This window comes from Ruegeria sp. BG9, from assembly GCF_056538305.1.
Map to the genome: position 1 here is coordinate 144,252 of NZ_JBQFSY010000002.1, position 23,857 is coordinate 168,108.

Annotated in this window: 22 protein-coding genes and 1 pseudogene; 12 read left to right on the forward strand and 11 right to left on the reverse strand. The window is 58.9% G+C overall.

What is annotated here, in order from left to right:
- Nucleotides 1-64 precede the first annotated feature (64 nt).
- From ACR0I8_RS04325 to ACR0I8_RS04345, 5 genes are all read left to right on the forward strand, one after another.
- Entirely contained in the window at nt 65-1,348 is a 1,284-nt protein-coding gene (locus tag ACR0I8_RS04325; RefSeq protein ID WP_170380266.1) for an ABC transporter substrate-binding protein, read from the forward strand.
- A 72-nt stretch (nt 1,349-1,420) separates the two neighbouring features.
- Complete coding sequence (locus ACR0I8_RS04330) at nt 1,421-2,254, forward strand: ABC transporter ATP-binding protein (RefSeq protein ID WP_170380267.1); 834 nt, start codon at nt 1,421-1,423, stop codon at nt 2,252-2,254.
- Nucleotides 2,255-2,273: 19 nt separating this feature from the next.
- Nucleotides 2,274-3,491 (forward strand): acyl-CoA synthetase family protein, encoded by a 1,218-nt coding sequence (locus tag ACR0I8_RS04335; protein WP_170689656.1) that lies wholly within the window; start codon nt 2,274-2,276, stop codon nt 3,489-3,491.
- Between the two features lie 115 nt (nt 3,492-3,606).
- On the forward strand, nt 3,607-5,271 hold the full coding sequence (locus tag ACR0I8_RS04340; RefSeq protein WP_170689494.1) for an ABC transporter permease: 1,665 nt from the start codon (nt 3,607-3,609) through the stop codon (nt 5,269-5,271).
- A 73-nt stretch (nt 5,272-5,344) separates the two neighbouring features.
- Nucleotides 5,345-5,695: a DUF2794 domain-containing protein gene (locus ACR0I8_RS04345; RefSeq protein WP_170380289.1), complete on the forward strand. Its 351-nt coding sequence runs from the start codon at nt 5,345-5,347 to the stop codon at nt 5,693-5,695.
- Here the strand turns inward: ACR0I8_RS04345 and ACR0I8_RS04350 are convergent.
- The 3 genes from ACR0I8_RS04350 to ACR0I8_RS04360 form a co-directional block, all read right to left on the reverse strand.
- The gene (locus tag ACR0I8_RS04350; RefSeq protein ID WP_170689492.1) at nt 5,692-6,429 is read right to left on the reverse strand and encodes an NlpC/P60 family protein; all 738 of its coding nucleotides are present in this window, start codon (nt 6,427-6,429) and stop codon (nt 5,692-5,694) included. The two genes, ACR0I8_RS04345 and ACR0I8_RS04350, sit on opposite strands and share 4 nt — an antisense overlap.
- Entirely contained in the window at nt 6,426-7,808 is a 1,383-nt protein-coding gene (locus tag ACR0I8_RS04355) for a M17 family metallopeptidase (protein WP_170689491.1), read from the reverse strand. Before ACR0I8_RS04355 ends, ACR0I8_RS04350 begins: the two co-directional genes overlap by 4 nt.
- 64 nt (nt 7,809-7,872) lie before the next feature.
- On the reverse strand, nt 7,873-8,262 hold the full coding sequence (locus ACR0I8_RS04360; RefSeq protein WP_170689489.1) for a hypothetical protein: 390 nt from the start codon (nt 8,260-8,262) through the stop codon (nt 7,873-7,875).
- Between the two features lie 144 nt (nt 8,263-8,406).
- On the opposite strand from ACR0I8_RS04360, the gene ACR0I8_RS04365 reads away from it, so the two are divergent.
- The gene (locus tag ACR0I8_RS04365) at nt 8,407-9,057 is read left to right on the forward strand and encodes a carbonic anhydrase (RefSeq protein ID WP_170470818.1); all 651 of its coding nucleotides are present in this window, start codon (nt 8,407-8,409) and stop codon (nt 9,055-9,057) included.
- Nucleotides 9,058-9,141: 84 nt separating this feature from the next.
- Nucleotides 9,142-9,678 (forward strand): SRPBCC family protein, encoded by a 537-nt coding sequence (locus ACR0I8_RS04370; protein WP_170689488.1) that lies wholly within the window; start codon nt 9,142-9,144, stop codon nt 9,676-9,678.
- Nucleotides 9,679-9,699: 21 nt separating this feature from the next.
- On the opposite strand, the gene ACR0I8_RS04375 is transcribed toward ACR0I8_RS04370, so the two are convergent.
- The 4 genes from ACR0I8_RS04375 to ACR0I8_RS04390 form a co-directional block, all read right to left on the reverse strand.
- Nucleotides 9,700-11,532 (reverse strand): amidohydrolase, encoded by a 1,833-nt coding sequence (locus ACR0I8_RS04375; RefSeq protein WP_170689487.1) that lies wholly within the window; start codon nt 11,530-11,532, stop codon nt 9,700-9,702.
- A 158-nt stretch (nt 11,533-11,690) separates the two neighbouring features.
- On the reverse strand, nt 11,691-12,713 hold the full coding sequence (locus tag ACR0I8_RS04380; protein WP_170380274.1) for an aspartate-semialdehyde dehydrogenase: 1,023 nt from the start codon (nt 12,711-12,713) through the stop codon (nt 11,691-11,693).
- A gap of 103 nt (nt 12,714-12,816) precedes the next feature.
- A complete protein-coding gene (locus ACR0I8_RS04385; RefSeq protein ID WP_170689486.1) occupies nt 12,817-13,848 on the reverse strand; it encodes a glycosyltransferase family 4 protein in 1,032 nt (343 codons plus the stop codon).
- Between the two features lie 21 nt (nt 13,849-13,869).
- Nucleotides 13,870-15,042, reverse strand: a complete 1,173-nt coding sequence (locus ACR0I8_RS04390; RefSeq protein ID WP_170641077.1) for an MFS transporter — start codon at nt 15,040-15,042, stop codon at nt 13,870-13,872.
- 141 nt (nt 15,043-15,183) lie between these two features.
- Between ACR0I8_RS04390 and ACR0I8_RS04395 the strand changes: the two genes are divergently transcribed.
- The 3 genes and pseudogenes from ACR0I8_RS04395 (at nt 15,184) to ACR0I8_RS04405 (ending at nt 18,087) form a co-directional block, all read left to right on the forward strand.
- Nucleotides 15,184-16,326 (forward strand): DUF3095 domain-containing protein, encoded by a 1,143-nt coding sequence (locus ACR0I8_RS04395; RefSeq protein WP_170689485.1) that lies wholly within the window; start codon nt 15,184-15,186, stop codon nt 16,324-16,326.
- Between the two features lie 99 nt (nt 16,327-16,425).
- Nucleotides 16,426-16,860 carry a homoprotocatechuate degradation operon regulator HpaR gene (hpaR, locus tag ACR0I8_RS04400; protein ID WP_170380277.1) on the forward strand — a complete coding sequence of 145 codons (435 nt, stop codon included), beginning with the start codon at nt 16,426-16,428 and terminating at the stop codon, nt 16,858-16,860.
- Between the two features lie 531 nt (nt 16,861-17,391).
- Nucleotides 17,392-18,087: pseudogene (locus tag ACR0I8_RS04405) on the forward strand (fumarylacetoacetate hydrolase family protein).
- A gap of 3 nt (nt 18,088-18,090) precedes the next feature.
- Here the strand turns inward: ACR0I8_RS04405 and ACR0I8_RS04410 are convergent.
- Both ACR0I8_RS04410 and ACR0I8_RS04415 read right to left on the reverse strand, forming a co-directional pair.
- Entirely contained in the window at nt 18,091-19,305 is a 1,215-nt protein-coding gene (locus tag ACR0I8_RS04410; protein WP_170689484.1) for a DNA glycosylase AlkZ-like family protein, read from the reverse strand.
- Nucleotides 19,306-19,309: 4 nt separating this feature from the next.
- A complete protein-coding gene (locus ACR0I8_RS04415; protein WP_170380279.1) occupies nt 19,310-20,335 on the reverse strand; it encodes a LacI family DNA-binding transcriptional regulator in 1,026 nt (341 codons plus the stop codon).
- A 335-nt stretch (nt 20,336-20,670) separates the two neighbouring features.
- On the opposite strand from ACR0I8_RS04415, the gene ACR0I8_RS04420 reads away from it, so the two are divergent.
- Nucleotides 20,671-21,405: a hypothetical protein gene (locus tag ACR0I8_RS04420; RefSeq protein WP_170689483.1), complete on the forward strand. Its 735-nt coding sequence runs from the start codon at nt 20,671-20,673 to the stop codon at nt 21,403-21,405.
- On the forward strand, nt 21,374-22,084 hold the full coding sequence (locus tag ACR0I8_RS04425) for an IS6 family transposase (RefSeq protein ID WP_170689482.1): 711 nt from the start codon (nt 21,374-21,376) through the stop codon (nt 22,082-22,084). Before ACR0I8_RS04420 ends, ACR0I8_RS04425 begins: the two co-directional genes overlap by 32 nt.
- Before the next feature lie 145 nt (nt 22,085-22,229).
- Here ACR0I8_RS04425 and ACR0I8_RS04430 read toward each other — a convergent pair whose 3' ends face one another.
- Nucleotides 22,230-22,949: a putative bifunctional lysylphosphatidylglycerol flippase/synthetase gene (locus tag ACR0I8_RS04430; protein ID WP_170693451.1), complete on the reverse strand. Its 720-nt coding sequence runs from the start codon at nt 22,947-22,949 to the stop codon at nt 22,230-22,232.
- A 178-nt stretch (nt 22,950-23,127) separates the two neighbouring features.
- Nucleotides 23,128-23,853: a class I SAM-dependent methyltransferase gene (locus ACR0I8_RS04435; RefSeq protein WP_170693453.1), complete on the reverse strand. Its 726-nt coding sequence runs from the start codon at nt 23,851-23,853 to the stop codon at nt 23,128-23,130.
- Nucleotides 23,854-23,857 lie beyond the last annotated feature (4 nt).

The window sequence follows — 23,857 nt, forward strand, 5'->3', positions numbered from 1 at the left end:
ATCAAAAAAGACGGGTGCAAACGCCCGAAACCACCATCGGATCAATCAAGGGAGGAGACACCCGATGAACAAGAAACTGGCAACCCTGGCGCTGGGCGCCGTGATGGCCGCAGGTCCGGTCATGGCCGACCTTGTGTTCCCGTCGCTCAGCTACCGGACGGGTCCCTACGCGGCAGGCGGTATTCCGTTTGCTGACGGTTACGCCGACTATTTCACCCTGCTGAATGAACGCGATGGCGGAATCGGGGGTGTTCCAGCCAAGGTTATCGAATGCGAAACCGGCTATAACACTGAAAAAGGTGTGGAATGCTATGAATCGACCAAGGGCGAAGGTGCGCTGGTCTATCAGCCACTCTCCACTGGGATTACCTATCAGCTTATCCCGAAAGTGACGGCAGATGGCATCCCGCTGCACACGATGGGATATGGCCGGACCTCGGCTGCGAATGGTGAGGTGTTCAGCCACGTGTTCAACTATCCGGCCAACTACTGGAACGGAGCTTCGGGCGCGATCAACTATCTGCTGGATGAAAACGGCGGAGACCTGAGCGGCAAGAAAATCGCGCTGGTCTACCACAACTCTGCCTACGGCAAAGAGCCGATCCGCACACTGGAAACGCTGGCCGAAAAGCACGGCTACGAGCTGTCTCTGCTGCCTGTCGACCACCCAGGTCAGGAGCAGAAGTCGCAGTGGCTGCAAATCCGCCGCGAAAAGCCCGATTTTGTGATCATGTGGGGCTGGGGCGTCATGAACCAAGTTGCGGTTCAGGAAGCGGCCAACATTCGCTTCCCGATGGAGAACTTCATTGGCGTCTGGTGGTCAGGTGCTGAATTCGATGTCGAGCCCGCGGGTGAAAAAGCAACCGGCTACAAGGCGCTGACCTTCACGGGCCTAGGTATGGACTATCCGGTCTATGACGATCTGCAGAAATACGTCGTCGATGCCGGTAAAGCCGCAGGTGCAGGCGATCAACTGGGTACGGTTCAGTATAACCGCGGTCTCTATGCTGCGATGTTGGCGGCTGAGGCGGTAAAGACTGCTCAGGAAATGCACGGCACGGCCGAGATCGACGCGTCGATGATGCGCGATGGCATGGAGGCGTTGGAAATTACAAATGCCAAGATGGAAGGTCTGGGCATGGTCGGTTTCGGACCGGAATTCTCGGTTTCCTGTGAAAACCATGGCGGCCCCGGTCTTGTGGGCGTGGTCCAGTGGGATGCAGCAGCCGGAACCTGGAACCCGGTTCAGGACTTCAAACCGACAGATGCCGAAGTCATCAACGCTCTGATCGCAGAAGACTCAGCGGCTTATGCGGCTGAAAACAATATCGAAACGCGCTGCAACTAAAGCGCTCTGAACCAAGCGGGGCGGCGGTTTGCTGCCGCCCTGACCCGAACACGCGAACGAGGATAGGCGCTGATGCTGGATGCGGCCCAAACCACGGATGTGCAGGCGGAAACCCTGCTTGAGGTCAACAATATCGAGGTGATCTACAATCACGTGATCCTCGTGCTGAAGGGCGTCAGCCTGACGGTTCCCAAAGGCGGCATCACCGCGCTGCTGGGGGGGAATGGCGCGGGCAAAACCACGACGCTCAAGGCAGTGTCGAACCTGCTGCATTCCGAACGGGGCGAGGTCACCAAGGGCTCGATCAAATATCGCGGTCAAAGCGTGCATGAAAGCGACCCGGCGGATCTGGTGGAAAAAGGCGTCATTCAGGTGATGGAGGGGCGCCACTGTTTCGAGCACCTCACGGTCGAGGAAAACCTGCTGACCGGGGCCTATACCCGCAAGGACGGTAATGCCGCGATCCAGAGTGACCTGGAGCTGGTTTACAATTACTTCCCGCGCCTGAAAGAGCGCCGCAAAAGTCAGGCGGGCTATACCTCGGGCGGGGAACAGCAGATGGTCGCGATGGGCCGCGCGCTAATGTCACGGCCCGAGACGATCCTGCTGGATGAACCCTCAATGGGGCTTGCCCCGCAGCTGGTCGAAGAGATTTTCGGCATCGTAAGAGATCTGAACGAGAAAGAGGGCGTCTCGTTCCTTTTGGCCGAGCAGAACACCAACGTGGCGCTCAGGTTTGCGCATTACGGCTATATTCTGGAATCCGGGCGCGTGGTGATGGACGGCCCTGCTGCCGAACTGCGTGAGAACCCGGATGTGAAGGAATTCTATCTCGGCATGTCGGACGAAGGCCGCAAAAGCTTTCGCGATGTGCGCTCGTACCGCCGCCGCAAGCGGTGGTTGTGATCTGATGGAGGATATGGCGATGACCTATTTCGATGCACTCGAAACGCGCTCGGCGGATCAGCGCGCCTCAGATCAGGCGGTGGCGCTGCAGGCGCAACTAGAACGGGCGCGGTCTGCGCCTGGGTTTATGGCGCATTTCGCTGAAACAGACACTAATACGGTGAAAACGGCCGAAGACCTGCCCTTGCTACCGGTGTTGCGCAAGTCGGACCTGACCCGCGCGCAAGGGGAGCGCTCGCCCTTTGGCGGCTTTACGGTCAAACCGGCGAGGCACTTTCACCATGTGTTCCAATCCCCCGGCCCGATCTATGAGCCGGGCAGCACCGACTACGATTGGTGGCGCATGGGTCGCTTCCTGAACGCCGCCGGTGTTGGCGCGGGCGACATCGTTCAGAATTGCTTTGGCTATCACCTGACGCCTGCGGGCATGATCTTTGAAAACGGCGCTCGCGCGGTTGGCGCGGCTGTTCTGCCTGCCGGGACCGGCCAGACCGAGCTGCAGGTGACCGCCGCCCGCGACGTTGGATGCACGGCCTATGCGGGCACGCCGGACTATCTGAAGGTCATTCTGGACAAGGCCGATGCCATGGGCGTTGCGCTGAGTTTCTCCAAGGCCGCTGTGGGTGGGGGCGCGCTGTTCCCCTCGTTGCGGCAGGAATACGCGGATCGCGGCATCGCCTGTTTGCAATGTTATGCCACGGCTGATCTTGGCAATATCGCCTATGAAAGCGCGGCGATGGAAGGGATGATTCTGGACGAACACGTCATCGTCGAAATCGTCACCCCTGGCACCGGCACTCCGGTTTCGCCCGGTGAGGTTGGCGAGGTCGTGGTGACCTCTCTCAACCCTGACTACCCGCTGATCCGGTTTGCGACCGGCGACCTGTCGGCCATCATGCCGGGTCAGTCGCCGTGCGGTCGTACGAACGCTCGGATCGTGGGTTGGATGGGGCGCGCCGATCAGACCACCAAAATCAAGGGCATGTTCGTCCGGCCCGAGCAGGTGGCCGCGCTGGTCGACAAACATGCCGAGATCGTCAAAGCCCGCGTGATCGCAGCCCGTCAGGGTGAGATGGACACGATGACCGTCCAGATCGAAAGCGCGGGTGGCGATGACACGGCTTATGCGAAATCCGTGGCTGAGGTGCTGAAGCTGAAAGGCGCAATCGAGGTTGTGGCCCCCGGGTCCCTGCCTAAGGATGGTCTGGTGATTGAGGATCAGCGCGTCTATGACTGAGATCTGCGGCGTTTGATGCCGCAGATTTGTTGCTAGATTTATTGCTCTGGGCACTGGCGTTTCCTAGTGTTTTAGTCGAGAAAGAGGACGCCCTCGCCACTTACAAGCCCGGACAATGGCCCAGATCGAATATTCTGAAAATGGATCACGAAACCGCGGCGTGCGTGGCACGCGGCTGTTGGCGGCCATTGCCTATATCGTAGCGGCGGCCTGTTTGTTGCCGATGGTCGCGGTGGTTCTGGCGGCGCTGACCGGTGGAACGGAAACCATCTCGCACCTTGCTGAAACCGTGCTGCCCCGCTACACGATGACCACCGCCATATTGGTGGTTCTGGTGGCTGTTGGCACGTTCAGCATCGGGACCGGAGCGGCGTGGCTGGTGACGATGACGCGGTTCCCCGGCGTGCGCCTTTTGGAAATCGCGCTGGTCCTGCCGCTGGCCTTCCCGGCCTACGTTCTGGCCTATGCCTACACATTCATTCTGGATCATCCCGGTATCGTGCAGGCCACGCTGCGCGATGTGACGGGCTGGGGGCCGCGCGACTATTGGTTCCCCGAAATCCGCTCGACCGAGGGCGCGGCGGTGATGCTGACGCTGGTGCTTTACCCCTATGTCTACCTGCTGGCGCGGGCAGCGTTCCTGCAGCAAAGCGCCACCGCGTTTCTGGCGGCGCGGGCGTTGGGAAACAGCCCTTGGCTGGCCTTTCGGCGGGTTTCGCTGCCGATGGCGCGTCCTGCCATTGCCGGAGGCGTTCTTCTGGCGATCATGGAGACCATCGCCGATTTCGGAACCGTCTCGTATTTCGGCGTCCAGACCTTCGCCACGGGCATTTATACCAGTTGGTTTTCGCTGGGAGATCGTGCAGGCGCCGCACAACTGGCTTTGTGTCTGCTGACCTTCGCGCTTGTATTGGCTGTGGCTGAACGCACGCGGCGCGGCAAGGCCAAGTATTATCAGGCGGGCAAGCAACATGCAGCTCTGCCCGCAGCGCAACTGACTGGATGGCGCGCGATTGGGGCTTTTGCCCTCTGCGCCATTCCCGTGTTTTTTGGGTTCCTGCTGCCGGTGGTTGTTCTGTTCGAGATGGGGTTGAAGTCTGAGCAGAACCTACTGTCGCCTCGCTACCTCGGCTTCATTCAGAATTCGCTTATCCTCGCCGGGACGGCTGCTGTCATTACCGTTATTGCGGCCGTCAGCGTTGGGTTCTTTCAGCGCTTGAGACCGGGGCGGCCCTCGACCATCGCGGGCTATATCGCGCGGCTAGGCTATGCGGTGCCGGGCGGGGTGATCGCCGTTGGTCTGCTGGTGCCTTTTGCCAGCTTTGACAATTCGTTGGACGCGTGGATGCGCGCGACGTTTGATGTATCGACGGGCCTGCTGGTGACCGGGTCCATCTGGCTGCTGGTGGCGGCATATATGGTGCGGTTCCTTGCGGCAGCCCTAAGTGCCTATGAAGGCGGGCAAAGTACGGTTCACGCCAATATGGACGCCGCAGCCCGGTCCTTGGGGCAAACGCCTCTGGGCACGCTAAGGCGGGTGCATTTGCCGATCCTGACGCCCTCATTGTTGACGGCCCTGTTGATCGTCTTTGTCGACGTGATGAAGGAATTGCCCGCAACGCTGATCATGCGCCCTTTCAACTTTGACACGTTGGCAGTGCAGGCCTACCGGCTGGCCTCGGACGAGCGGCTCGAGGGGGCGGCGGTACCATCCTTGGTCATTCTGGCCGTTGGGTTACTGCCTGTGATCCTGATATGTCGACAAGTCGGACGGCGGTAACACCCGTTGACGAATTGTGGCCCGCTTGCGCATCGGGCTTGATTCAGCCGCGTTTTCCGGCAAGGCTTGGGGTATGAACATGCAGCCTCCCAGCCGGTTCCCAACAAACTCGGCCCAGATGCCCGTCGCGTTCGACCGGCGCGAGATGTCCCATATCCTGTCCGTCTATGGTAAGATGGTCGCCGCCGGAGAATGGCGCGACTACGGAATTTCCAACCTGCGCGACATGGCGATTTTTTCGATCTTCCGACGGACCGCCGAGCATCCGATCTACCGGATCGAGAAGCACCCCCGTCTGCGCCAAAAGCAGGGGATGTATTCTGTTGTGGGGATGGACGGACGGATTCTGAAACGCGGCCATGACCTGCGCACGGTCTTGCGGGTATTGGAGCGCAAGCTGATCCGCTCAGTTTCCCCGGATTAGAGCCTTTTATGGGCCGTCACAGGCCCGTCGCCTTGCGCCTGAATGCGCGTGATGGCGTGATCCAAGGATTCATACGCGACTGCCATATGATGCGCGTTGGCATGCAACAGCATATTCGGCCCGGAAACCCATGCGACATGGCCTTTCCAAAACAACAGATCGCCGCGTTTGGCCTCTGATCCTTCGGGCAGAGTGATACCAAGGGCCTTTTCCTGATCGCCGCTGTCGCCGGGACACGCCATACCGCAGGCCAGCAACCCCACCTGAACCAGTCCAGAACAGTCGATCCCGAACCGACTGTTGCCGCCCCACAGATAGGGGGTGCCCAGAAACAACTCGGCCACAGCGACAGGATCACGGTTCAATTCGGCAATCGGGGCCGTGTGGACTTTTGGGATGAAACCCAGCTCAGTTTCAACAAACCTATCCGTTTGTGAGAGGGCGTGTACAGAGCTGCCAAAACTCAGCGAGGCCAGATCGCGGGTTTTCATATCCGCCTGCTCATAGGCATGCGTGGCAGGTGCAATAATCCTATGGGTTGTGGCCTGTTGCGGCCCCAATTGGGTCGAGCGAACCCATCCGACATAGCCGTCCTTGAAAGCCTCGATATGACTCCAACCGTTTTGCTGTTCTGAAAGCTGTACTGTGTCTCCGAACAGCAACTGACGATCGCGCGGGCCGTCTGGGCTGCGCAGCAGGTCAATGACGGGCTCCACAACGCGTAGCTGGGTCATAGGCCCAAAAGCTCGGGCAGTGCGGTCAGCAGGGCGCGTGGGCCTTGTCCCAGCCCTCCCTTACTGCGACCCGGTTGCTTGCTGGGCTGCCAGGAATAGATGTCGAAGTGCATGTAGCTGCTGTCTTCAACAAAGCGGCGCAGGAACAAGGCTGCGGTGATGGAGCCTGCAAAACCGCCCGAGGGCGCGTTGTCCAGATCGGCGATGCCGGGTTCGATCATCGCCTCATAGGGCGTGTGGAAGGGCATGCGCCAGACCGGATCAGCGGCTCCAGCGGCAGCTTTGCTCAGCGCCCCAGCGGCGCGGTCGTCATCGGTGTAGAACGGCGCCAGATCAGGCCCCACGGCCACACGGGCCGCACCGGTCAGGGTTGCCATCGAGATCACGAGGTCCGGTTTCCCCTCATCCGCCAGCGCCAGCGCATCGGCCAAAACCAGCCGTCCCTCGGCATCGGTGTTGTTGATCTCGACCGTCAAACCCTTACGAGAGGTCAGGATATCTCCGGGACGGAAGGCGTTGCCTGCGACCGCATTCTCGACCGCCGGGATCAGGACCCGCAGCTGTAGCGGCAGGTTCAACGCCATGATCATCCGGGCCAGACCCAGCACATTGGCGGCCCCGCCCATATCCTTCTTCATCAGCCCCATCGACGCGCCCGGTTTCAGGTTCAGTCCGCCCGTGTCGAAACACACACCCTTGCCGACAAGTGTCAGCGTCGGTCCGGCCGCGCCCCAATTCATCTCGATCAGACGCGGGGCCTGATCTGCGGCGCGCCCGACCGTGTGAATCATTGGGAAGTTCTGTTCCAGCAGCGCGTCGCCGGTGATCGTTTTGCAGTTGGCCTCGAATTCGTCCGCTAGGACCTCGGCTGCTGCTTGAAGTTGATCAGGTCCCATATCGGAGGCTGGCGTGTTGACCAGATCGCGGGTCAGCGCCTCGGCATTTGCCAGTACCTCCAACCGCGCGGCATCAACCCCCTCAGGAGCAACCAGACGCGCCTTGGCGGCGGATTGAGGCGCATAGCGATCAAAGGCGTAGCCGGTCAGCAACCAGCCCAGACACTCCATCTCCAGATGCTCCGTCGGGACGTCCGCCGCGATGTGATAGCTGCCTTCCGGCAGCGCATCCGCGGCAGCGGCCAGAGGGAACCGCTTGCGGGCACGCTTGCCCTCGGTCCCGTATCCGGCCAGCGCGAACCCCGCACCGCCTTCCGTGCTTGGAACCGTCAGGACCTGACCCAAAGCGCCCTTAAACCCGTTTGCCGTTACCCAATTTCGGATGTGATCGGACTGACCGGCCAGCCAATCGTCCAGATCAGGTTGCGCCACCACATGCAGGGGCACAGAGTTGTCAGAGGGTTGAGCAAAGCTGAGGGTCATAGTCGTCTCGGGCTGAGTGAATTCGCGACCAGACTATCCGCCTGCGGCCTGCCCGCAACCCCCGTCACACCGAAAGGTCCTGCTGATCCCAGATCGCGGTCAGAGAGCGCTCTCCAACCCGGATCAACCGCCCCAGCGTTGCACCTGCTGCAACGGCATCGCCCGCATCTACGGCGCCGGTGACATCGCTCGCAACCCGCGCCAGCGCCGTCATTCCGATCTGATCGGCGATCGCCACCAGCGATTTGGAGCATTTGCGCAAGGCCTGCCAATCGCGCTGCCGCCAATGCCGTTCGCAATTCGAAAGACGCAAGGCCAGTTCCTCGACCGTGCGGCACAGCACGTCCAACGCGTTCTTGTCGCCCAATTGCCGGTACAGCCCGCTGAGGCGATCCGGATCCAGTCGCACGGTTTCCTTGTGTTCAAGCCTGAGTATGTTTTCCACCACATTCACCCTAGTTTCGTCGCCCCCACGGCGTGGCTATGATCCTTGCTGTCAATTCCTTTGCAAAACCTTGCGATGAATTTGGATAATGGCTCGAATTTTTCTTGAATTCGGTTTACAGCAGCCTACGCAACGAAAGACGGGAATGCCGAAATGGATTTAGCCAAACCTTTGCCGACCTATCTGGTGAAACGGTATCACGGCTGGAAAGCGACGACCTATTCCGAAAATCAGGTCTGGTATCGGCGTTTGGCGGATGAGGGGCAGCGCCCACGTGCGATGGTGATTTGCTGTTGCGACAGCCGGGTTCATGTGACCGCGATCTTCGGTGCCGATCAGGGCGAGTTCTTCATTCACCGCAACATTGCCAACCTGGTGCCCCCTTACGCTCCGGATGGGGATCACCACGGGACCAGTGCAGCCATCGAATATGCGGTGACCGCGTTGAAAGTGGCGCATCTGATCGTGCTTGGTCATTCGCAATGCGGTGGGGTGCAGGGCTGTATCGACATGTGCAAGGGTGAAGCTCCGCAGCTGGAAGCAAAAGAAAGCTTTGTTGGCCGTTGGATGGATATCCTCAAGCCCAAGTACGAACAGGTCGCGGATATCGAGGATGGCGTCGAGCAGGCCCGCCAGTTTGAACGTCAGGCGGTCGTTGCGTCGCTGGAAAACCTGATGACCTTCCCGTTTGTTTCCGAGGCGGTCAAGACCGACACGCTCAGCCTGCACGGGCTTTGGACAGATATCGGCGCGGGCGGGTTGGAGTGTTTCGATCCCTATCAGAAAAAGTTCGTTCCGGTCTGACGCCCTAGCATCGCGGTAAGCGGCGGTTCCGTCCAATTTTCTATGATATGCTCCGGACAAAGGAATTACCCTTTGGAGCATATTATGAATTTGATTAGACGCGTTTTTATTGGCCTGATCGCTCTTGTACTGGCGCTGGTCGGCATTGCGTACCTGCTGCCCTCAAAAGCTGATGTATCCCGCAGCATCACCATCAACGCGCCACCCGAGGCGATCTTTCCCTATGTGAACTCAATGCAGCAGACCGAGCATTGGTCACCCTGGTTGCACCGGGACCCCGAGACGAAGCTGTCCTATTCCGGGCCAGAGTCGGGGGTGGGGAATATATTGAACTGGAGCTCTGACGACCCGCAGGTCGGCACCGGATCGCAAGAGATTGTGGCGAGCGTCGAAAACCAAAGCGTCCAGACCGCGCTTGATTTCGGTCCGATGGGAACAGCCTCGGCCGCGTTTCTCTTGCAACCAGATGGGGATCAGACGCAGGTGACATGGGGGTTCGAATCCGAGTTGGGTATTAATCCGATGTCTCGTTGGATGGGGGTAATGATGGATCGGTGGCTTGGTCCAGACTATGAGCGTGGTCTGATGAACCTCAAGGTTTTGGTGGAAGGGCAGGGATAGCCCTGCCCTCGGAATCGCCCTTTAATTGCGTTTTGGCTCCGTCGCCAGCCAAGGCTGTTCGACTTTCATCCCCTGATAAATCGCGTGCAGGAAGGTATGTGCCACAACCGGATCGCTAGAAAAGGGTGAGACGTCCAGCTTTCCTTCTCGGATGCCGTCTTCAGCCTCGTAGACAACTGTATCGTTCTTCACGGTCACCAGTACCTGAAGCTCGGCCAGGGTTTCGGGGTCCACCGCTGTCGGATCGTCTGAAAGGATGACGAAGTCGGCGACCTTCCCAACTTCGATTGAGCCCTTCTGATCCTCTTCGAAATGCTGCCATGCCGGCCAAATCGTCATGGCCTTGAGGGCGGTCAAGACATCGACACGTTGATGAGGGCCCAGAATGTCGCCCGATCGGGTGCGTCGCGTCACTGTCGCGGCTAGAACACGCATGCTGTCGGGCAAGGCGACCGGCGCGTCGTGATGGGTTCCGAACATCATTTCACGCTCTCGTATCCATCCGGTCGGCGAGATATTCTCACCGTTGATTGGGCCGACGGTATGGTCGCGATGCCAGTCTCCCCAATAAAACGTGTGCATTGGAAAAACAGATGGGAAAACGCCCAAGCGTTTGAAACTGGCGACCTGATCCTCGCGCAGAAACTGGCCATGGATCAGAACCGGGCGGTTTCCGGGGTCGCCGTATTTCCTTTGGGCTTCTTCCAGAGCGGCGATCAGCATGTCCGATGCGCCTTCGCCATTGGAATGCACCAGGATCTGAATGCCGTTCTCATAGCACCAGTTCACCGCGTCCTGAAGCTGCTCCATCGTGATCGCGGAATAGCCCGCGTAGCCTGCGGGGTAAGAGCCAACCGGATCGTAGTAGGGACGGTCGCGCAGCGCCGTGAACCCCTGGGGTGAGCCATCAATGGTCAGCTTGCAGCCGCCGACACGGACCCTATTCGTGTAGTCCCCTGAGACATTGCTGCCAATGTAGTCCTGCGCCTCCAGAACGTCCGGAAAGGCAACCACGTCAATGGGCAGTTCGCCATTGGCCCCAACCTTTTTCAGAACCTCGACGATCTCACCGGATGATCGACCCTCTTGCCCGGTGGTGTATCCGAACCGCGCCCATAGGGCGCTGCCGGCGCGGGCGAACTCAGCCAGACCGTCTTCGCCCAGATCGCCAAGAAGAGGCACTAACAAGGCAAAAAAAGCATACTCCTCTAGCACCCCGTTGGGTTCTCCGTTTTCATCCCGCTGGATAACCCCGCCTGGTGGTGCCTCGGATTCGGCGGTGATGCCCGCCAGTTCCAGCGCCTTTGAGTTGCCAACACCTAAATGTCCGGATTGGTGGATGATCACAACGGGTATGTTGGTGGATACGGCGTCTAGATCCTCGCGCGTGGGATGCCGCAATTCGGCCAGTTGCGCATTGTCATACCCAAAGCCGATGATCATGTTCGCGTTTTCCACGGCTTCGGCATTTGCCTCGGCCCATGCTGTCAGAGTGGCCTGCAGGCTGGCGATGTCTGTCACCTCGCCGTCCGGAGGTGCCAGCATGTTGGCCGACAAGGCTTGCAACCCGCCCATCACAACGTGCCCGTGGCTGTCGACAAATCCAGGCAACATTGCGCGCCCTGCAAGATCGAACGCTACGGTCCCGTCGCCTTGATGCTCGGCCATATCCGCAAGCGATCCAACCGCCAGAATGCGGCCATCTCGGACCGCCACGGCCTCGGCCGAGGGTTGGTCATCATTGATCGTCAGAATGGGACCGCCGGAATAGATCGTATCGGCGATCTCTTGTGATGTCGCGGACAACGGAGAAAGAGCGGCGAGTATTATGAAAGGAACAGAGAAAATGCGCATCGTAAAACCCTTTAGATGGTTTTCTTAAGGCTATCGGCGTTACTTAGCACGGATTGCTGTGTCTGTCCTTTGTCGTGAACGGGACCACTTCGAAACACGCAAAGAAAAAGGGTCGCTTCTGACGAAACGGCCCCTTGCTACCAATTTCAGATCAGGGATCAGCCCTTTTTCAGAACCTCACGACCCAGAAGTTCGGCAATCTGGACTGCGTTCAGGGCCGCACCCTTACGCAGGTTGTCCGAGACGCACCACAGGTTGATGCCGTTTTCAACGGTCGAGTCCTGACGGATGCGGCTGATGAAGGTTGCGAAATCGCCTACGCATTCGGTGGGCGAGACATAGCCGCCGGCCTCACGCTTGTCGATCACCATGATGCCCGGCGCTTCGCGCAGGATATCGCGGGCTTCGTCTTCGTCCAGGAATTCCTCGAACTCGATGTTCACGGCCTCGGAGTGGCCAACGAATACAGGTACGCGGACGCAGGTGGCCGTGACCTTGATAGACGGATCGACGATCTTCTTGGTCTCGACAACCATTTTCCACTCTTCCTTGGTCGAGCCGTCTTCCATGAAGACGTCGATCTGAGGGATGACGTTGAAGGCGATCTGCTTCTGGAACTTCTTCGGCTCAACCTCGTTGATCGGGTTGTAGACGGCCTTGGTCTGTTCCCACAGCTCGTCCATACCCTCTTTGCCCGCGCCAGACACCGACTGATAGGTCGAGACGACAACGCGTTTGATCTTGGCGCGGTCGTGCAGCGGTTTCAGCGCTACAACCATTTGCGCGGTCGAGCAGTTGGGGTTGGCGATGATGTTCTTGTTTTTGTAGTCGTGGATCGCTTGCGGGTTGCATTCCGGCACGATCAGAGGGATCTCGGGGTCGTAGCGATAGAGCGACGAGTTGTCGATCACCACGCAGCCCGCCGCAGCGGCCTTGGGCGCATAGTCCTTGGTCGCGGCAGAGCCTACAGCGAACAGGGCCATATCCCAGCCGGTGAAATCAAAGGTATCCAGGTCTTTGGTCGTGAGTGTCTTGTCGCCAAATGTCACCTCAGTACCCAGCGAACGACGGCTTGCCAGCACGGCAATTTCGTCCACGGGGAACTGGCGTTCCGCCAGGATGTTCAGCATTTCGCGGCCCACATTACCTGTGGCGCCGACGACGACGACGCGATAGCCCATTTCATGTCTCCAAAGTTAAGGACGCGCGTTCATAGCCGCGTTGCCGTCGGGACAAAAGGGCTTTTGCGCCGTATTTCGACGAATGACGCCGATTTGAGGCGCTTCACGCGCTTAGCAGGCGCTTGTAGAGGGCCACAAGGGTCTGTGCTTCGCCTTGGATATCGAAATTCTGCTCAACATGGGTGCGGGCGGCCTGTCCGGCCTGAGACAGGGAATCACGATTTTCCAGCATTTCTGCGGCTGCATCGGCCAGTGCCGGGATGTCATCCGGGGCCACCACCCGGCCTAGCGACGGGTCGGTCACGATCTCGGAAAACGCGCCGACATCGGTTGCGACAACGGGCACGCCGCAGGCCATTGCCTCAAGCGGGGTGAGGCCGAAGCCCTCCCACCGTTGGGGGGCGATGAACAGGTCCAGCACCTGATACCATTCGGCAATCTGATCGACCGTCACCTCGGGCATAAAGAGGATACGGTCCGAGTGGCCCGCCTTGGCGACCTTGTCTTTCTGCTCGGCCAGAAAACCCGTATGTTTTTCCGTCGCGCGGCCCATAACGATGCCTGAGACATCTTGGGACAACGCGCACAGATCAATCATGGCGTCGACGAAAGCGTCCGTGCCTTTCTGATGGCGGATGCGTCCGTAGCAGCCAAGCAGCAAGCCGTCCGGCAGCCCCAGCCGAGCGCGAAGGGCGGCTTTGTCCTCAGGCGGGGTAAAATCGTCTAGGTTGATGCCATGCATGATCACCTGCGCGTCGCGCTCCAGATATTCTGCGGTCTTGCGCGAGGTCGCGACTATCGCGTCCATCTTGTCGATCAGCCATTTGGTATAACCCGTATGCACCCGCTGCGAGGCGCTGGTGAACAACAGTTTCAGCTTCAGCCGGAAGACATTGCGCAGGATCAGGCCGAGTAGCATCTCGGTATTGCGGCGCGCGTGCCATACCCGCAGCGTGCGACGGGACAGAAAAGGCAGGCGGCCCAGCGGGATATGCGGAATGTCGGCGGGCAGCCCCGGCCCGGTGGCGGCGATGTCGATGTGTTGCGCCTGCAAAGGGACCAGTCGCGCAATCGTTGCCGTCACGCCCGAAAGCCTGCGTTTGAGATTGGGGGCAATGACGACGGGGTCTTTCACCGAGCTCTCCTGATCGTTGCGTCAGTCGACGCTATCCCGGCTGAATAGATAGATCACGCATCCAATGGCAAGGGTCACCGCAAAAAAGCCGAATATCGCCGTGTATGGAGCCGTGGGGCTGACGTCGGAAAAAGCGGCGTGAATCTGCCCGGTGGCAAATTGCGCAAGCCCTACGCCGCCGATGCCGAAAAGGTTCAACAAGGTCACGCCGCGCCCAGTCAGATGCGGCGGGATGAAGGCTCGGCCATGGGCCATGATGACTGGAAAGCTCGCGCCCAGAAACCCGATCAGCGACAACATCACGACCGACACCCAGACAGCGCTATCGACCCACAGGCACAAAAGACCAAGCGCGACCGCGCAGAGGACATTGCCGCCGACAATCACCCATTTGCGGGTGCCCAAAAGGCGGTCCAACGGGCCGTAGACAAAAGTCCCCGCGATCATCGCGGTTCCCATTACCAGCGTGGCCGTGCCGATCTGCGTGGTGGTCAGGCTGAACACATCGTTCAGGTATGGCCCCGCCCAAAGCCCGCGCAGTGCAGCCGCCGGAGCGTAAGCGACCAGCATCAAGGGCAGGATGAGCCACAAGGCAGGCTCTTTCAGCAAGTCCAGCAAAGATCCTTTGTGGTCGGTCTCGACCTTTTTCGGATCACGCACGCTGAACCAGATGCCCAAGGCGATGGCGGCGGACAGAACCGCCAACCCAACCATCGTGGCGCGCCAGCCCATCAATTCGACCGCAAGCGCCGTTGGGTAGGACGCAACCAGATTGCCAACCGACCCGACGCCCAGCATCAGCGCCGCCAGCGTAGCAAACCGAGCCGGAGGATACTCGCGTGCAAAGATGAAGTACGAGGCCATCAGAACCGGTGAACAGCCAATGCCGATCAGAGCCATCGCAATGCTGACATGCAGCGGGCTGCTGGCGGCGGCAAAAACAAGCGCCCCTCCAGCCCCGCCGATCAGCAGCAGGACGGATGCGCTGAGCCGTGGTCCAATACGATCCAGCGCCCAGCCCACCGGCAGCTGCATCGCTGCAAAGACCAGAAACCAAAGGCCCGAAGCAAAGGCCAGATCCTCGGGCGAGGCACCGATATCACGCGCCAGATCAAGGCTGAGAACGGCAAGGAACGCGCGAAAAAACTGGCTCAGGACATAAGCCAGACATAGTACAACCAAACCTGCCTGCATGAACGGCCCTTTCCTGCGCATTTCCACCGCCCTGATTGGCACGCCGTGGCAAAACGCACAAGCACGTGTACTATGTTGCAAGGGGAGGACAGCGAACACATTCGGGCTAGCTTAACCCCCAATTGGAACAAAGGGGGGACGATGAAAGACCTCCATTCAGATTTTTACGAGTCCCTGCCGCTTTGGCGCGATTTTACCCTTCTGTCGGACCCGGCGCAGTTTGCCTCGGTTCCGGACGATTGGGTTGTGGGTGTTGCCGACATTGTGGATTCGACGACGCAGATTGCGCAGGGACGGTACAAAACCGTCAACATGGTCGGCGCTGCGGTGATCTCGGCCATGATCAACGCTTTGGAAAACAAACCTTTTCCTTATGTCTTTGGTGGCGATGGGGCAGGCTTCGCCGTGCCACCCAGTGCGGCGGATATCGCGGCTGGAGCGTTGGCAACCCTGCGGCGCTGGGCCGAAGAGGAGTTTGAGATGCCGTTGCGCGCGGCCCTCGTTCCGGTGGCCGAGTTGCGCAAGGCTGGAAAAGACCTGAGGGTGGCGCGCTATGCCCCATCCACCGGGGTGGACTACGCCATGTTCTCGGGCGGAGGCCTGGCCTGGGCCGAGGCGCAGATGAAATCCGGGCACTATTCGGTCGAGCCCGCCGCGCCCAGCGCGCAGCCAAACCTGACCGGCCTGTCCTGCCGCTGGTCCAACAGTCCTGCGCAGCATGGTCAGATCGTTTCGGTCGTGGTGCAGCCGACGGTTCAGGCGACCGAGCGGGATTTTGCGGATCTGGCGCAATCTGTTGTCACCATGGCCGCAGAACTGGATCGTTCGGGGCATCCGGTTCCGGAAAACGGACCTCCGATGACATGGCCGCCGCCGGATGTTGGGTTGGACGCTCATGTCTCGCGCGCGGGGGGCAATCTGTTTGCGCAAAAGCTGAAACTGCTTGGGCAGAACCTGTTGATTGCACTGTTATTTCTGACGGGCAAGCGGTTGGGGCAGTTCGAACCCGGCCACTATCGGCGGATGGTCAGCCAAAACGCAGATTACCGCAAATTCGACGATGGCTTGAAAATGACGCTGGACTGCGACCCTGCCACGTTGGACCGCCTCCAGCGTATGCTGGATGAAGCCCGCGGCCGCGGCAAAATACGCTACGGCCTGCACGTACAGGATGAGGCGATGATGACCTGCTTTGTCCCCTCAGCCATGCGGGACGATCATGTGCATTTCGTGGATGGGGCTTCTGGTGGATATGCAAAAGCCGCCGAGGCGATGCGGGTTTAGCTCACCAGTAGTGGATTTAAACCTATAGCTATCAGAGTCTTGCGAGCCTTTCCTCTCAGGGCGACTTGAGACTTCCTGCTTTTTCAGCGATGATTCAGCATGTCCGATCAACTCCCATTGGTGTCGCGATCCCTGCCCATCGCTTTGTTGCGCGCCCGAGAAAGGGTGATGGGCCCCATTCGCAAATTGCTGATTGATGCCGGGGTGACCGAGCAGCAATGGCGCGTGCTGCGCCTTCTGAAAGAAGAAGGTGCAAGCGAGCCGACCGATATATCCGAACGGGCATGCCTGTTGTTGCCCAGCCTGACGCGCATCTTGCAAAAACTGGAAGACAAGGGCCTGATCAAGCGCCGCTGTCACCCCAAAGATCGACGACGTCAGATCGTCGAGATCACCGCGAAGGGCGAACAGATCATTCAGGACAATCTGACGGGCATTGTTCAACAGGCCGATCGCATGCGCGCGCATCTTGGTCCCGAAAAGCATGAAACGCTTCTGGATATCCTCAACGAGCTGAAAAATTTCAAAGAGTGAGCCGCTGAGCTAAAACCCCGCCGGAGAAGGTAGGGGGAATTCTCCGGCGGGGTGGCCAGACCCGGGTTGGATTCTGTGCCTGGCCCAAGGCCGTTGCGTGTCGTCTTACCCGACGGCCCGGCCCACGTGTCGGAGGGCGCGTCAGCCCTGAAACAGGGTCTAACACGGGCGAAACTCCCAGGGGGATGGGTGTCTTCGCCTGCCGTCTCCGATACGTTCACGTCCCAATGCCGACATGTTGAGGCGTCCGCAAGAGGTATCTTCAGGTCACTTCAGTCGTATTGATCTTTCCGGCAGAACTTCTGTGCCGGGCAGGTGGTGAGGGTGCCATCAATTCTCAAATCTACTAGGCGATTTAGCCCGATTTTACCTGTTTCCAAGGGATTCATACGCCCAGATGCGCCGCGGTAGGAATTGGGCGGCTTTGCGCCAGATCACGCCGCAGATGTCGGCGTGAACCGGCGCATCGCGACGGCTTGCCAGTTGCGTGCCAGACGATAAGCTGCGCGGCGCAACACTCAGGGGATCATCATGCCGTATCTGTTTTCACTACCCGAACCAATCTCCATCCCCGTGGTCGGCGAACAGGCGACCTATCCCATCGGTCGGATTTTCTGCGTTGGGCGGAACTATGCGGCGCATGCCGCTGAAATGGGCCACGAGGTAGATCGTGAGGCACCGTTCTATTTCACCAAGTCGTCCGCAAACGCCATTCTGACTGGAGCGAGCGTGCCATACCCGCCGGGGACCGAAAACTAGCACCACGAGATGGAACTGGCCGTCGCCATCGGTCGCCCCTTGTTCCGCGCCACCCCTGCAGAGGCGTGGGAAGCGTTATATGGCTATGGCTGTGCGCTGGATATGACCCGTCGCGATCTTCAGATCCGCGAACGCAACAAACAGCGCCCCTGGGATCTTGGCAAGGATGTTGAGAACGGCGCTGTCTTTGCGCCTTTGACCCGAGCCGCCGAATGGTCGCCGGAGGACCGCAAGCGCATTCATCTGAGCGTCAACGCCAAGGTTCGGCAGGACGCGACTTTGAATGAGTTGATCTGGAAAATTGATGAGATCATCTGCCACCTGTCCGGTTTCTATCACCTGCGCCCCGGCGACGTGATCTTGACGGGCATTCCCGCCGGGGTAGGTCCAGTTGCTGCAGGGGATGAAATTGAAGGTGGGATAGATGGGTTGGAGCCCATTCACCTGACCCTCACGGATCCAGAATAGACCCTATTTAGGCTCTTTCAGCCAGTCATTGGCAAATTCGACCGTATCAAGACCGGCAAACCGGCGCACCCTGTCCAACTCGGAATCCAGCCGTCGCGTGCGGGCATCCGACCACCGTATCGCGCGCTCCGGCCACAGGGCTTTGACGCGCAGAATACCTTCATCGCGATGGGCTTTCATGTCGATCCGGCCAATCAATTTGTCGCCTTCCAGCAGCGGGAAAACATAGTAGCCATATGTCCGCTTGGGCTCGGGCACGAAGACCTCGATCCGGTAGTGAAAACCAAACAGCCGCTCGGCCCGGTTCCGGTCACGCAGCATTGGATCGAATGGGCTGAGAACTCGGATGCGGCCTGTTGGTGCGGGCAGATCGCTCAAGCCATCGGTCAGATCGGGGCGGGTAAACAGTTTGCGAAGGCGTCCGTCGACGCAAGCGACCTCGACCTCCTCTAGTGCGCCTGATTGCAACCCTTGGGCGCACCAGGCCTTAGCCTCAGCCGCGTTAACGGTGTCCCAAAACGCGGCCAGCTCACCCGAAGTGGCAAAGCCAAGCCGGTCCAGCGCCGCATTGCAAAGCCAATCAACCGTCGCCTCGGCGTCATAGGGTCGCTGACCGGGGCAGAGATGCGTTTCGATAACCCGTTCGGTCAGATCATAGCGTTTCTGAAACCCCTCCCGCCCGACAACGGTCAGCGCGCCCGAGCGCCACAGATACTCAAGCGCGGTCTTGGACGGGTGCCAATCCCACCACCCGCCAGAGCCCTTCTTTTCATCCTTCCCCACGTCGGACGAGGACACTGGCCCATGATCGCGGATATGGCTCAGAACCGTTTCGAACTGCTGCTCAAACCCATCCCGACGCCAGTTCTTCCACCGCGATTTCAGCAGATCCGCATCGCGCTGAAACCGCAGATGCCAATGCGCGTAATACTCCATCGGAATGACGGCTGCATCGTGTGTCCAGTGTTCGAACAGTGCCCGGTCCCGCTCATACAAACGTTTGAGGTTCCCGCTGCGATAGCTGGGCCTGCGCGAGAACAGGATCATGTCATGCGCGCGCGCCACCGTATTGATACTGTCGAGTTGAACGAAGCCCAGCCTCTGGATCAAATCCAGCAGATCGGTGCCCTTAGAGCCGCCCGATGGAGGTTCGGCCAACGCGTGGCGATCCATGAAGATCGCCCGCGCCGTGCGATTGTCCAGCCGTTTCAGCGCCACGATATCAGCGCCGTTTCAGCGTATCCCCAAAGTTGACCTTGGGGGTCAGAGTCACGCGGGTCTCGATCTCGGCATTCGGATCGTCAAGCTGCGTGGCAATGATCTTGGCCGCTTGCTGTCCGATCTCAAGTCGGCAGGCATCCATCGTCGCCAGTTTGCGGGGGAGGCCCTGCAGAAGTTCGACATTGTTGAAACCCGCCAAGCCGATCTGACCGGGAATGTCGATACCTTGCTCTAGTAAGTACAACAGCCCCCCAGCACCGATCATATCGTTGGAATAATACAGAAAATCCAAATCGGGCGAGCGTTCCAGCATGGCTTGCGTCATCTCACGCCCCTTGGCCAGAGCCGAGCCGCCGGAATAGAATTCCCGATCCTCAATCTCGATCCCGTGCTTGCCCATAACCTCGGTAAAGCCTTCGAAGCGCTTCCGCGCCCGGTGGTCCAACGGCATCTTGGTGCCCATGAAGCCGATATGTTCATAGCCCGCTTTCAGGATCGCCTGCGCCATTTCGCGCCCGGCGCGACGATGAGAGATCCCAACCATTGCATCAACCGGTTTGCCATCGGTATCCATGATCTCAACCACAGGAATTCCGGCCGAATCCAGCATCGCCCGCGCCGCGTCGGTATGCTCCAGCCCGGCTATAATCACCCCCGAGGGCCGCCAGGAGAGCATCTCATACAGCACTTTTTCCTCTTTCTCAGGCAGGTAGTCGGTCACCCCGACCACAGGCTGCAGATCGGTGTCCTCCAATACCTGATTGATGCCGGTTAGAACCTCGGGAAAGACCATATTGGATAGGGATGGAATGATGACCGCCACCAGATTAACCCGGCTTGAGGCCAGCGCGCCCGCGATCTTGTTGGGCACATAGCCCAGTTCCTTCGCGGCGGCCAAAACGCGGGTGCGCGTCGCATCCGACACATCGCCCCGATTGCGCAGGACCCGGCTGACCGTCATCTCGGATACCCCAGAGGCCTCAGAGACATCGCGAAGGGTAAGCGGGCGTTTTGTTTCTGTGTTCACGGAAGGCACCTGCGTTGTTGTTTTATCTGATGCTAGCGTAAACACCGTGCAGTTTACAACTGTTCAGCACGCCTACAGCAAACCCTCAGTAAACCCCATGACAAGCCGAAAAAAGAAAGGTAGAGAGGGCTTTGCACGGCCCCGTGGCTCAACTGGATAGAGCAGCCTCCTCCTAAGGGGTTACAGCACCCACGAAACAAGCCTCTCAGTTTCAGGAAAGACTAATAAAACAGTGCGTTATGCCCGGTTAAGCCCGGACCGTCCCTTACTAAGCACGGTTATTATACTAAGCCATTCTTAAGCCCAGAGGGGGCCTGGATGCTTTAGGAATAGCCATGGCTAGGACCGTACAGGACAAACCGATCACCACTCGCGCTGCCCGCGCGAGACTGAATCCGTCGCCGAATGCCCACTTCCGGCGGCTGACGGACAAGTTACATGTCGGATACAGGAAGGGAGCCAAGCTGCCCGGTCTATGGACGGTACGAATGCTGGACGCTGATGGCGTGTCTAAACAGAAGCGCATCCCCGGTGTGGCAGACGATCTTGAATCTGCGAACGGCAACGATGTGCTGAACTTCGATCAAGCCTGCGAAGCTGCCCGCAACATCTTCGCTCCGGCTCCTGCGGCCATAACGGTCGCTCGTGCGCTGGACGACTGGTTTGCTGACAAGTTGGCTCGCGGCATGAAGCCCAGAGCGGAACACAGCACCATGAACTATGTCCTGCGGACCAAGCGATGGTTCGGCGATATGTTGGTCCTGGACCTGACTGTAAGCGACATTGAACGCTACCGTGACTCCTTCCTTGAGGGCCATGCGGAGGACCGCCTGCGCGCTCGGAGCGCTACCGCCAACCGGGACATGAACGCGCTGAGGGCCGCGTTAAACTTCGCGGCTGACAGACACCTGCCAGACGCTGCCCGGCCTTGGGGCAAGGTGAAGAACTTCGCCAAGGCTGATGCCTTCGGCAAACGTGTCGTGGTCCTGACGGCATTGCCAACTTGTTTGGGCGTTGTGAACGGGTTACCGCTCATGCATGAACATACTGCCCCAAATGCCGCGCCTTAAAGGCATTCGCTTTCCTCGTGAGATCATCGCCTATGCCGTCTGGGCTTACCATCGCTTTGCTCTCAGCACGGCTGATGTTGAAGATCTGCTCGCGGAGCGCGGTGTAATGGTCAGTCGGGAAACGATCAGGAAATGGGTCAATCGCTTTGGTGACCATTTCGCAAACTGCATCTGGCGAGACCGGCCTTCCGCGGCCGATAAATGGCATTTGGACGAAGTGGTCATCCCAATCAATGGTCGGAAATGCTGGCTCTGGCGGGCCGTGGATGCGAAGGGAGATACTCTTGATATCCTCGTCCAACCACGGCGGAATGCTAAGGCAGCCCGGCGCTTCCTGAAACGGTTGATTTCGCAATTTGGCGAACCTCGCGTTGTGATCACGGACAAATTGCGAAGCTATTTCAAGCCGATCCGCGATCTTGCGCCGGGTGCGGATCACCGAGCACACAAAGGGTTGAACAACCGGATCGAAGGATCACACAGGCCAACTCGAAAGCGTGAGAAACTGATGGGTCGGTTCAAGTCCCCGCGTCAGGCCCAAAGGTTCCTCGCCGCTCACGGCCAGATCAACACCGTCTTCCGACCCCGCCGCTATCAACTCTCCACCGCATCATACCGTCATGCCAGAACCGATGCCTTCGACCTCTGGGAAGGTTACACTCTCGAAATGACCGCCTGACTGACGCAAACCAGACCAACCTCTGCCCCGTGCAAACAAGTTGGCAATGCCGTTGATAGAGGTGTCCAGGTTTCCAACTTACCTCTTCCTGCCTTCGATAGGTAAAACGGAGAGAAATTCGACACTGGTTGTCCGCATACCCGCGCTAACGCCTAAAAAGGGCAATCCCTATCGCAAAGCAGATGACGTCGCCGGCAACAGTAATCAGTCGAAAAACAGCCGCAGCGATCAGGGCTGAACCGGGTGTCGTAACGCCAATTAAAATTGCGATGAACGCGGCTTCGCGAGGGCCTAAACCGCCTGGCGCACCAGGCGTTGCGTACCCTATCAACCAAGAAACAACACCGGCGAGGGCCACAACGCCAATGGGTACATCGTCGATTTCGCTCAGGACCCAGGCGGCGACGGAGCTCATGCCAAGAAGAAATGCGATCGCAAGAAGCGCAATCAAGAGCAAAGCAGAAAGTGTGAGGCTCTGCTTGAAGGCAAAAAAACCCAGTACCAGGGTCAGCAGAACAGCGATTGAAATCGTAAGCATAGGCCAGACAGGGCCAACAGCTTCGCACGGCAATATGTCAAAAGGCACGAACCAAACACCAGTTACCAAGATCACCAAAGCGGCGACGGGTAAGCAAATTAGTTCGGCAAAGGTCGCCATGGCCAACTGCTTGTCGCTCAGTGCCCCGCCGCGCAGCAAAACAGCCCGTCCCAAAAGGTGGACAACATTGCCGGGCACGTATCGCGCGATTTGAGACAGGGTGAATGACCGATATGTCCGACGACGCGGCTCGGGTCCGAATAGTTGCACGATGCGGTGCCACATCTCGGCCAGCACAAATAGCAAAGCTGAATAGAGGGCAACCATCACTGCGCAGCGTATAAAGAACCCATCGGGTGGATCGAAACTGATCAGCGCGTCCCAATTGCGTGAAATCTCGCGTCCAATGAAAATGACGGACAGCGCCAGAACCAGCAGGCCAAACCTGCGCGCCAGTCTTCGACGTAGCAACTCATCCTTGAGCAGATGCGCCACTGGCATCGGCCTATCCCGCCGGTTCGGCGCGCAGGAGCGAGGTCTGATCTGGATAAGGCAAGGTCGGAACCAGCCCGCGCAACCTGGTTTCGGACAACCCGCAATCGTTGATCGATTGGCGGTAGCGCGCGCGATGAGAATTGTCGAACACGATAATCCCATCCGGTGCCAGCTTGGGGATTGCATGTTTCAAGCAGGCTGGACGCGCGCGACCATCCACGACGATCAGATCAAACAGACCCTCTTCCTCATCTATTGCACTGGCATAGGCCATAAAATGTACTAGAGAACCATCGGCTTTTTCTGAATGATACAGAGCGTCAGCGGGCGCATCACTACTTGCCTCAAACAGTTTGACCTCGGTAGGACACAAGCCCTCGATCATCGGAATCTTGGCTGTCACATTCTTGTACCAAGGCGCGTCATGTTCGACGCTGGTAACATATGACGCGCGGCGTGCCAGCCAAACTGTGCTGGCACCCGATCCATATTCGAACACGCGCGCCGGGCGTGAAGCCAAGAATGAATCCACTTGCTCTATGGCGTCGTAGGTCCACCATGGCACGTCGAGCCCGACCATCGCATCAATATCGTAGATTGCGAACAGGCTGGACATCCAATGCCATCCGCGCCCTTTGTCACACCGCCGCTCTAGAAATCCAGCAAGCCCGGTTACCTGGGCAAGCGCCGCCAAGAAGCGAAACAGGCTGACATAGATAGACTTTAGCAAACGCATCCCG

Excerpts from the sequence above, each read along its gene's own strand:
- ACR0I8_RS04330 (WP_170380267.1), top strand. The coding sequence starts at position 1,421 with ATGCTGGATGCGGCCCAAACCACGGATGTGCAGGCGGAAACCCTGCTT.
- ACR0I8_RS04430 (WP_170693451.1), bottom strand. The coding sequence starts at position 22,949 with ATGGTTGCCCTCTATTCAGCTTTGCTATTTGTGCTGGCCGAGATGTGG.
- ACR0I8_RS04365 (WP_170470818.1), top strand. The coding sequence starts at position 8,407 with ATGGATTTAGCCAAACCTTTGCCGACCTATCTGGTGAAACGGTATCAC.
- ACR0I8_RS04425 (WP_170689482.1), top strand. The coding sequence starts at position 21,374 with ATGAACATACTGCCCCAAATGCCGCGCCTTAAAGGCATTCGCTTTCCT.
- ACR0I8_RS04420 (WP_170689483.1), top strand. The coding sequence starts at position 20,671 with ATGGCTAGGACCGTACAGGACAAACCGATCACCACTCGCGCTGCCCGC.
- ACR0I8_RS04345 (WP_170380289.1), top strand. The coding sequence starts at position 5,345 with ATGAACATGCAGCCTCCCAGCCGGTTCCCAACAAACTCGGCCCAGATG.
- ACR0I8_RS04375 (WP_170689487.1), bottom strand. The coding sequence starts at position 11,532 with ATGCGCATTTTCTCTGTTCCTTTCATAATACTCGCCGCTCTTTCTCCG.
- ACR0I8_RS04395 (WP_170689485.1), top strand. The coding sequence starts at position 15,184 with ATGAAAGACCTCCATTCAGATTTTTACGAGTCCCTGCCGCTTTGGCGC.
- ACR0I8_RS04340 (WP_170689494.1), top strand. The coding sequence starts at position 3,607 with ATGGCCCAGATCGAATATTCTGAAAATGGATCACGAAACCGCGGCGTG.
- hpaR (WP_170380277.1), top strand. The coding sequence starts at position 16,426 with ATGTCCGATCAACTCCCATTGGTGTCGCGATCCCTGCCCATCGCTTTG.
- ACR0I8_RS04325 (WP_170380266.1), top strand. The coding sequence starts at position 65 with ATGAACAAGAAACTGGCAACCCTGGCGCTGGGCGCCGTGATGGCCGCA.
- ACR0I8_RS04380 (WP_170380274.1), bottom strand. The coding sequence starts at position 12,713 with ATGGGCTATCGCGTCGTCGTCGTCGGCGCCACAGGTAATGTGGGCCGC.
- ACR0I8_RS04355 (WP_170689491.1), bottom strand. The coding sequence starts at position 7,808 with ATGACCCTCAGCTTTGCTCAACCCTCTGACAACTCTGTGCCCCTGCAT.
- ACR0I8_RS04350 (WP_170689492.1), bottom strand. The coding sequence starts at position 6,429 with ATGACCCAGCTACGCGTTGTGGAGCCCGTCATTGACCTGCTGCGCAGC.
- ACR0I8_RS04390 (WP_170641077.1), bottom strand. The coding sequence starts at position 15,042 with ATGCAGGCAGGTTTGGTTGTACTATGTCTGGCTTATGTCCTGAGCCAG.
- ACR0I8_RS04335 (WP_170689656.1), top strand. The coding sequence starts at position 2,274 with ATGACCTATTTCGATGCACTCGAAACGCGCTCGGCGGATCAGCGCGCC.
- ACR0I8_RS04370 (WP_170689488.1), top strand. The coding sequence starts at position 9,142 with ATGAATTTGATTAGACGCGTTTTTATTGGCCTGATCGCTCTTGTACTG.
- ACR0I8_RS04435 (WP_170693453.1), bottom strand. The coding sequence starts at position 23,853 with ATGCGTTTGCTAAAGTCTATCTATGTCAGCCTGTTTCGCTTCTTGGCG.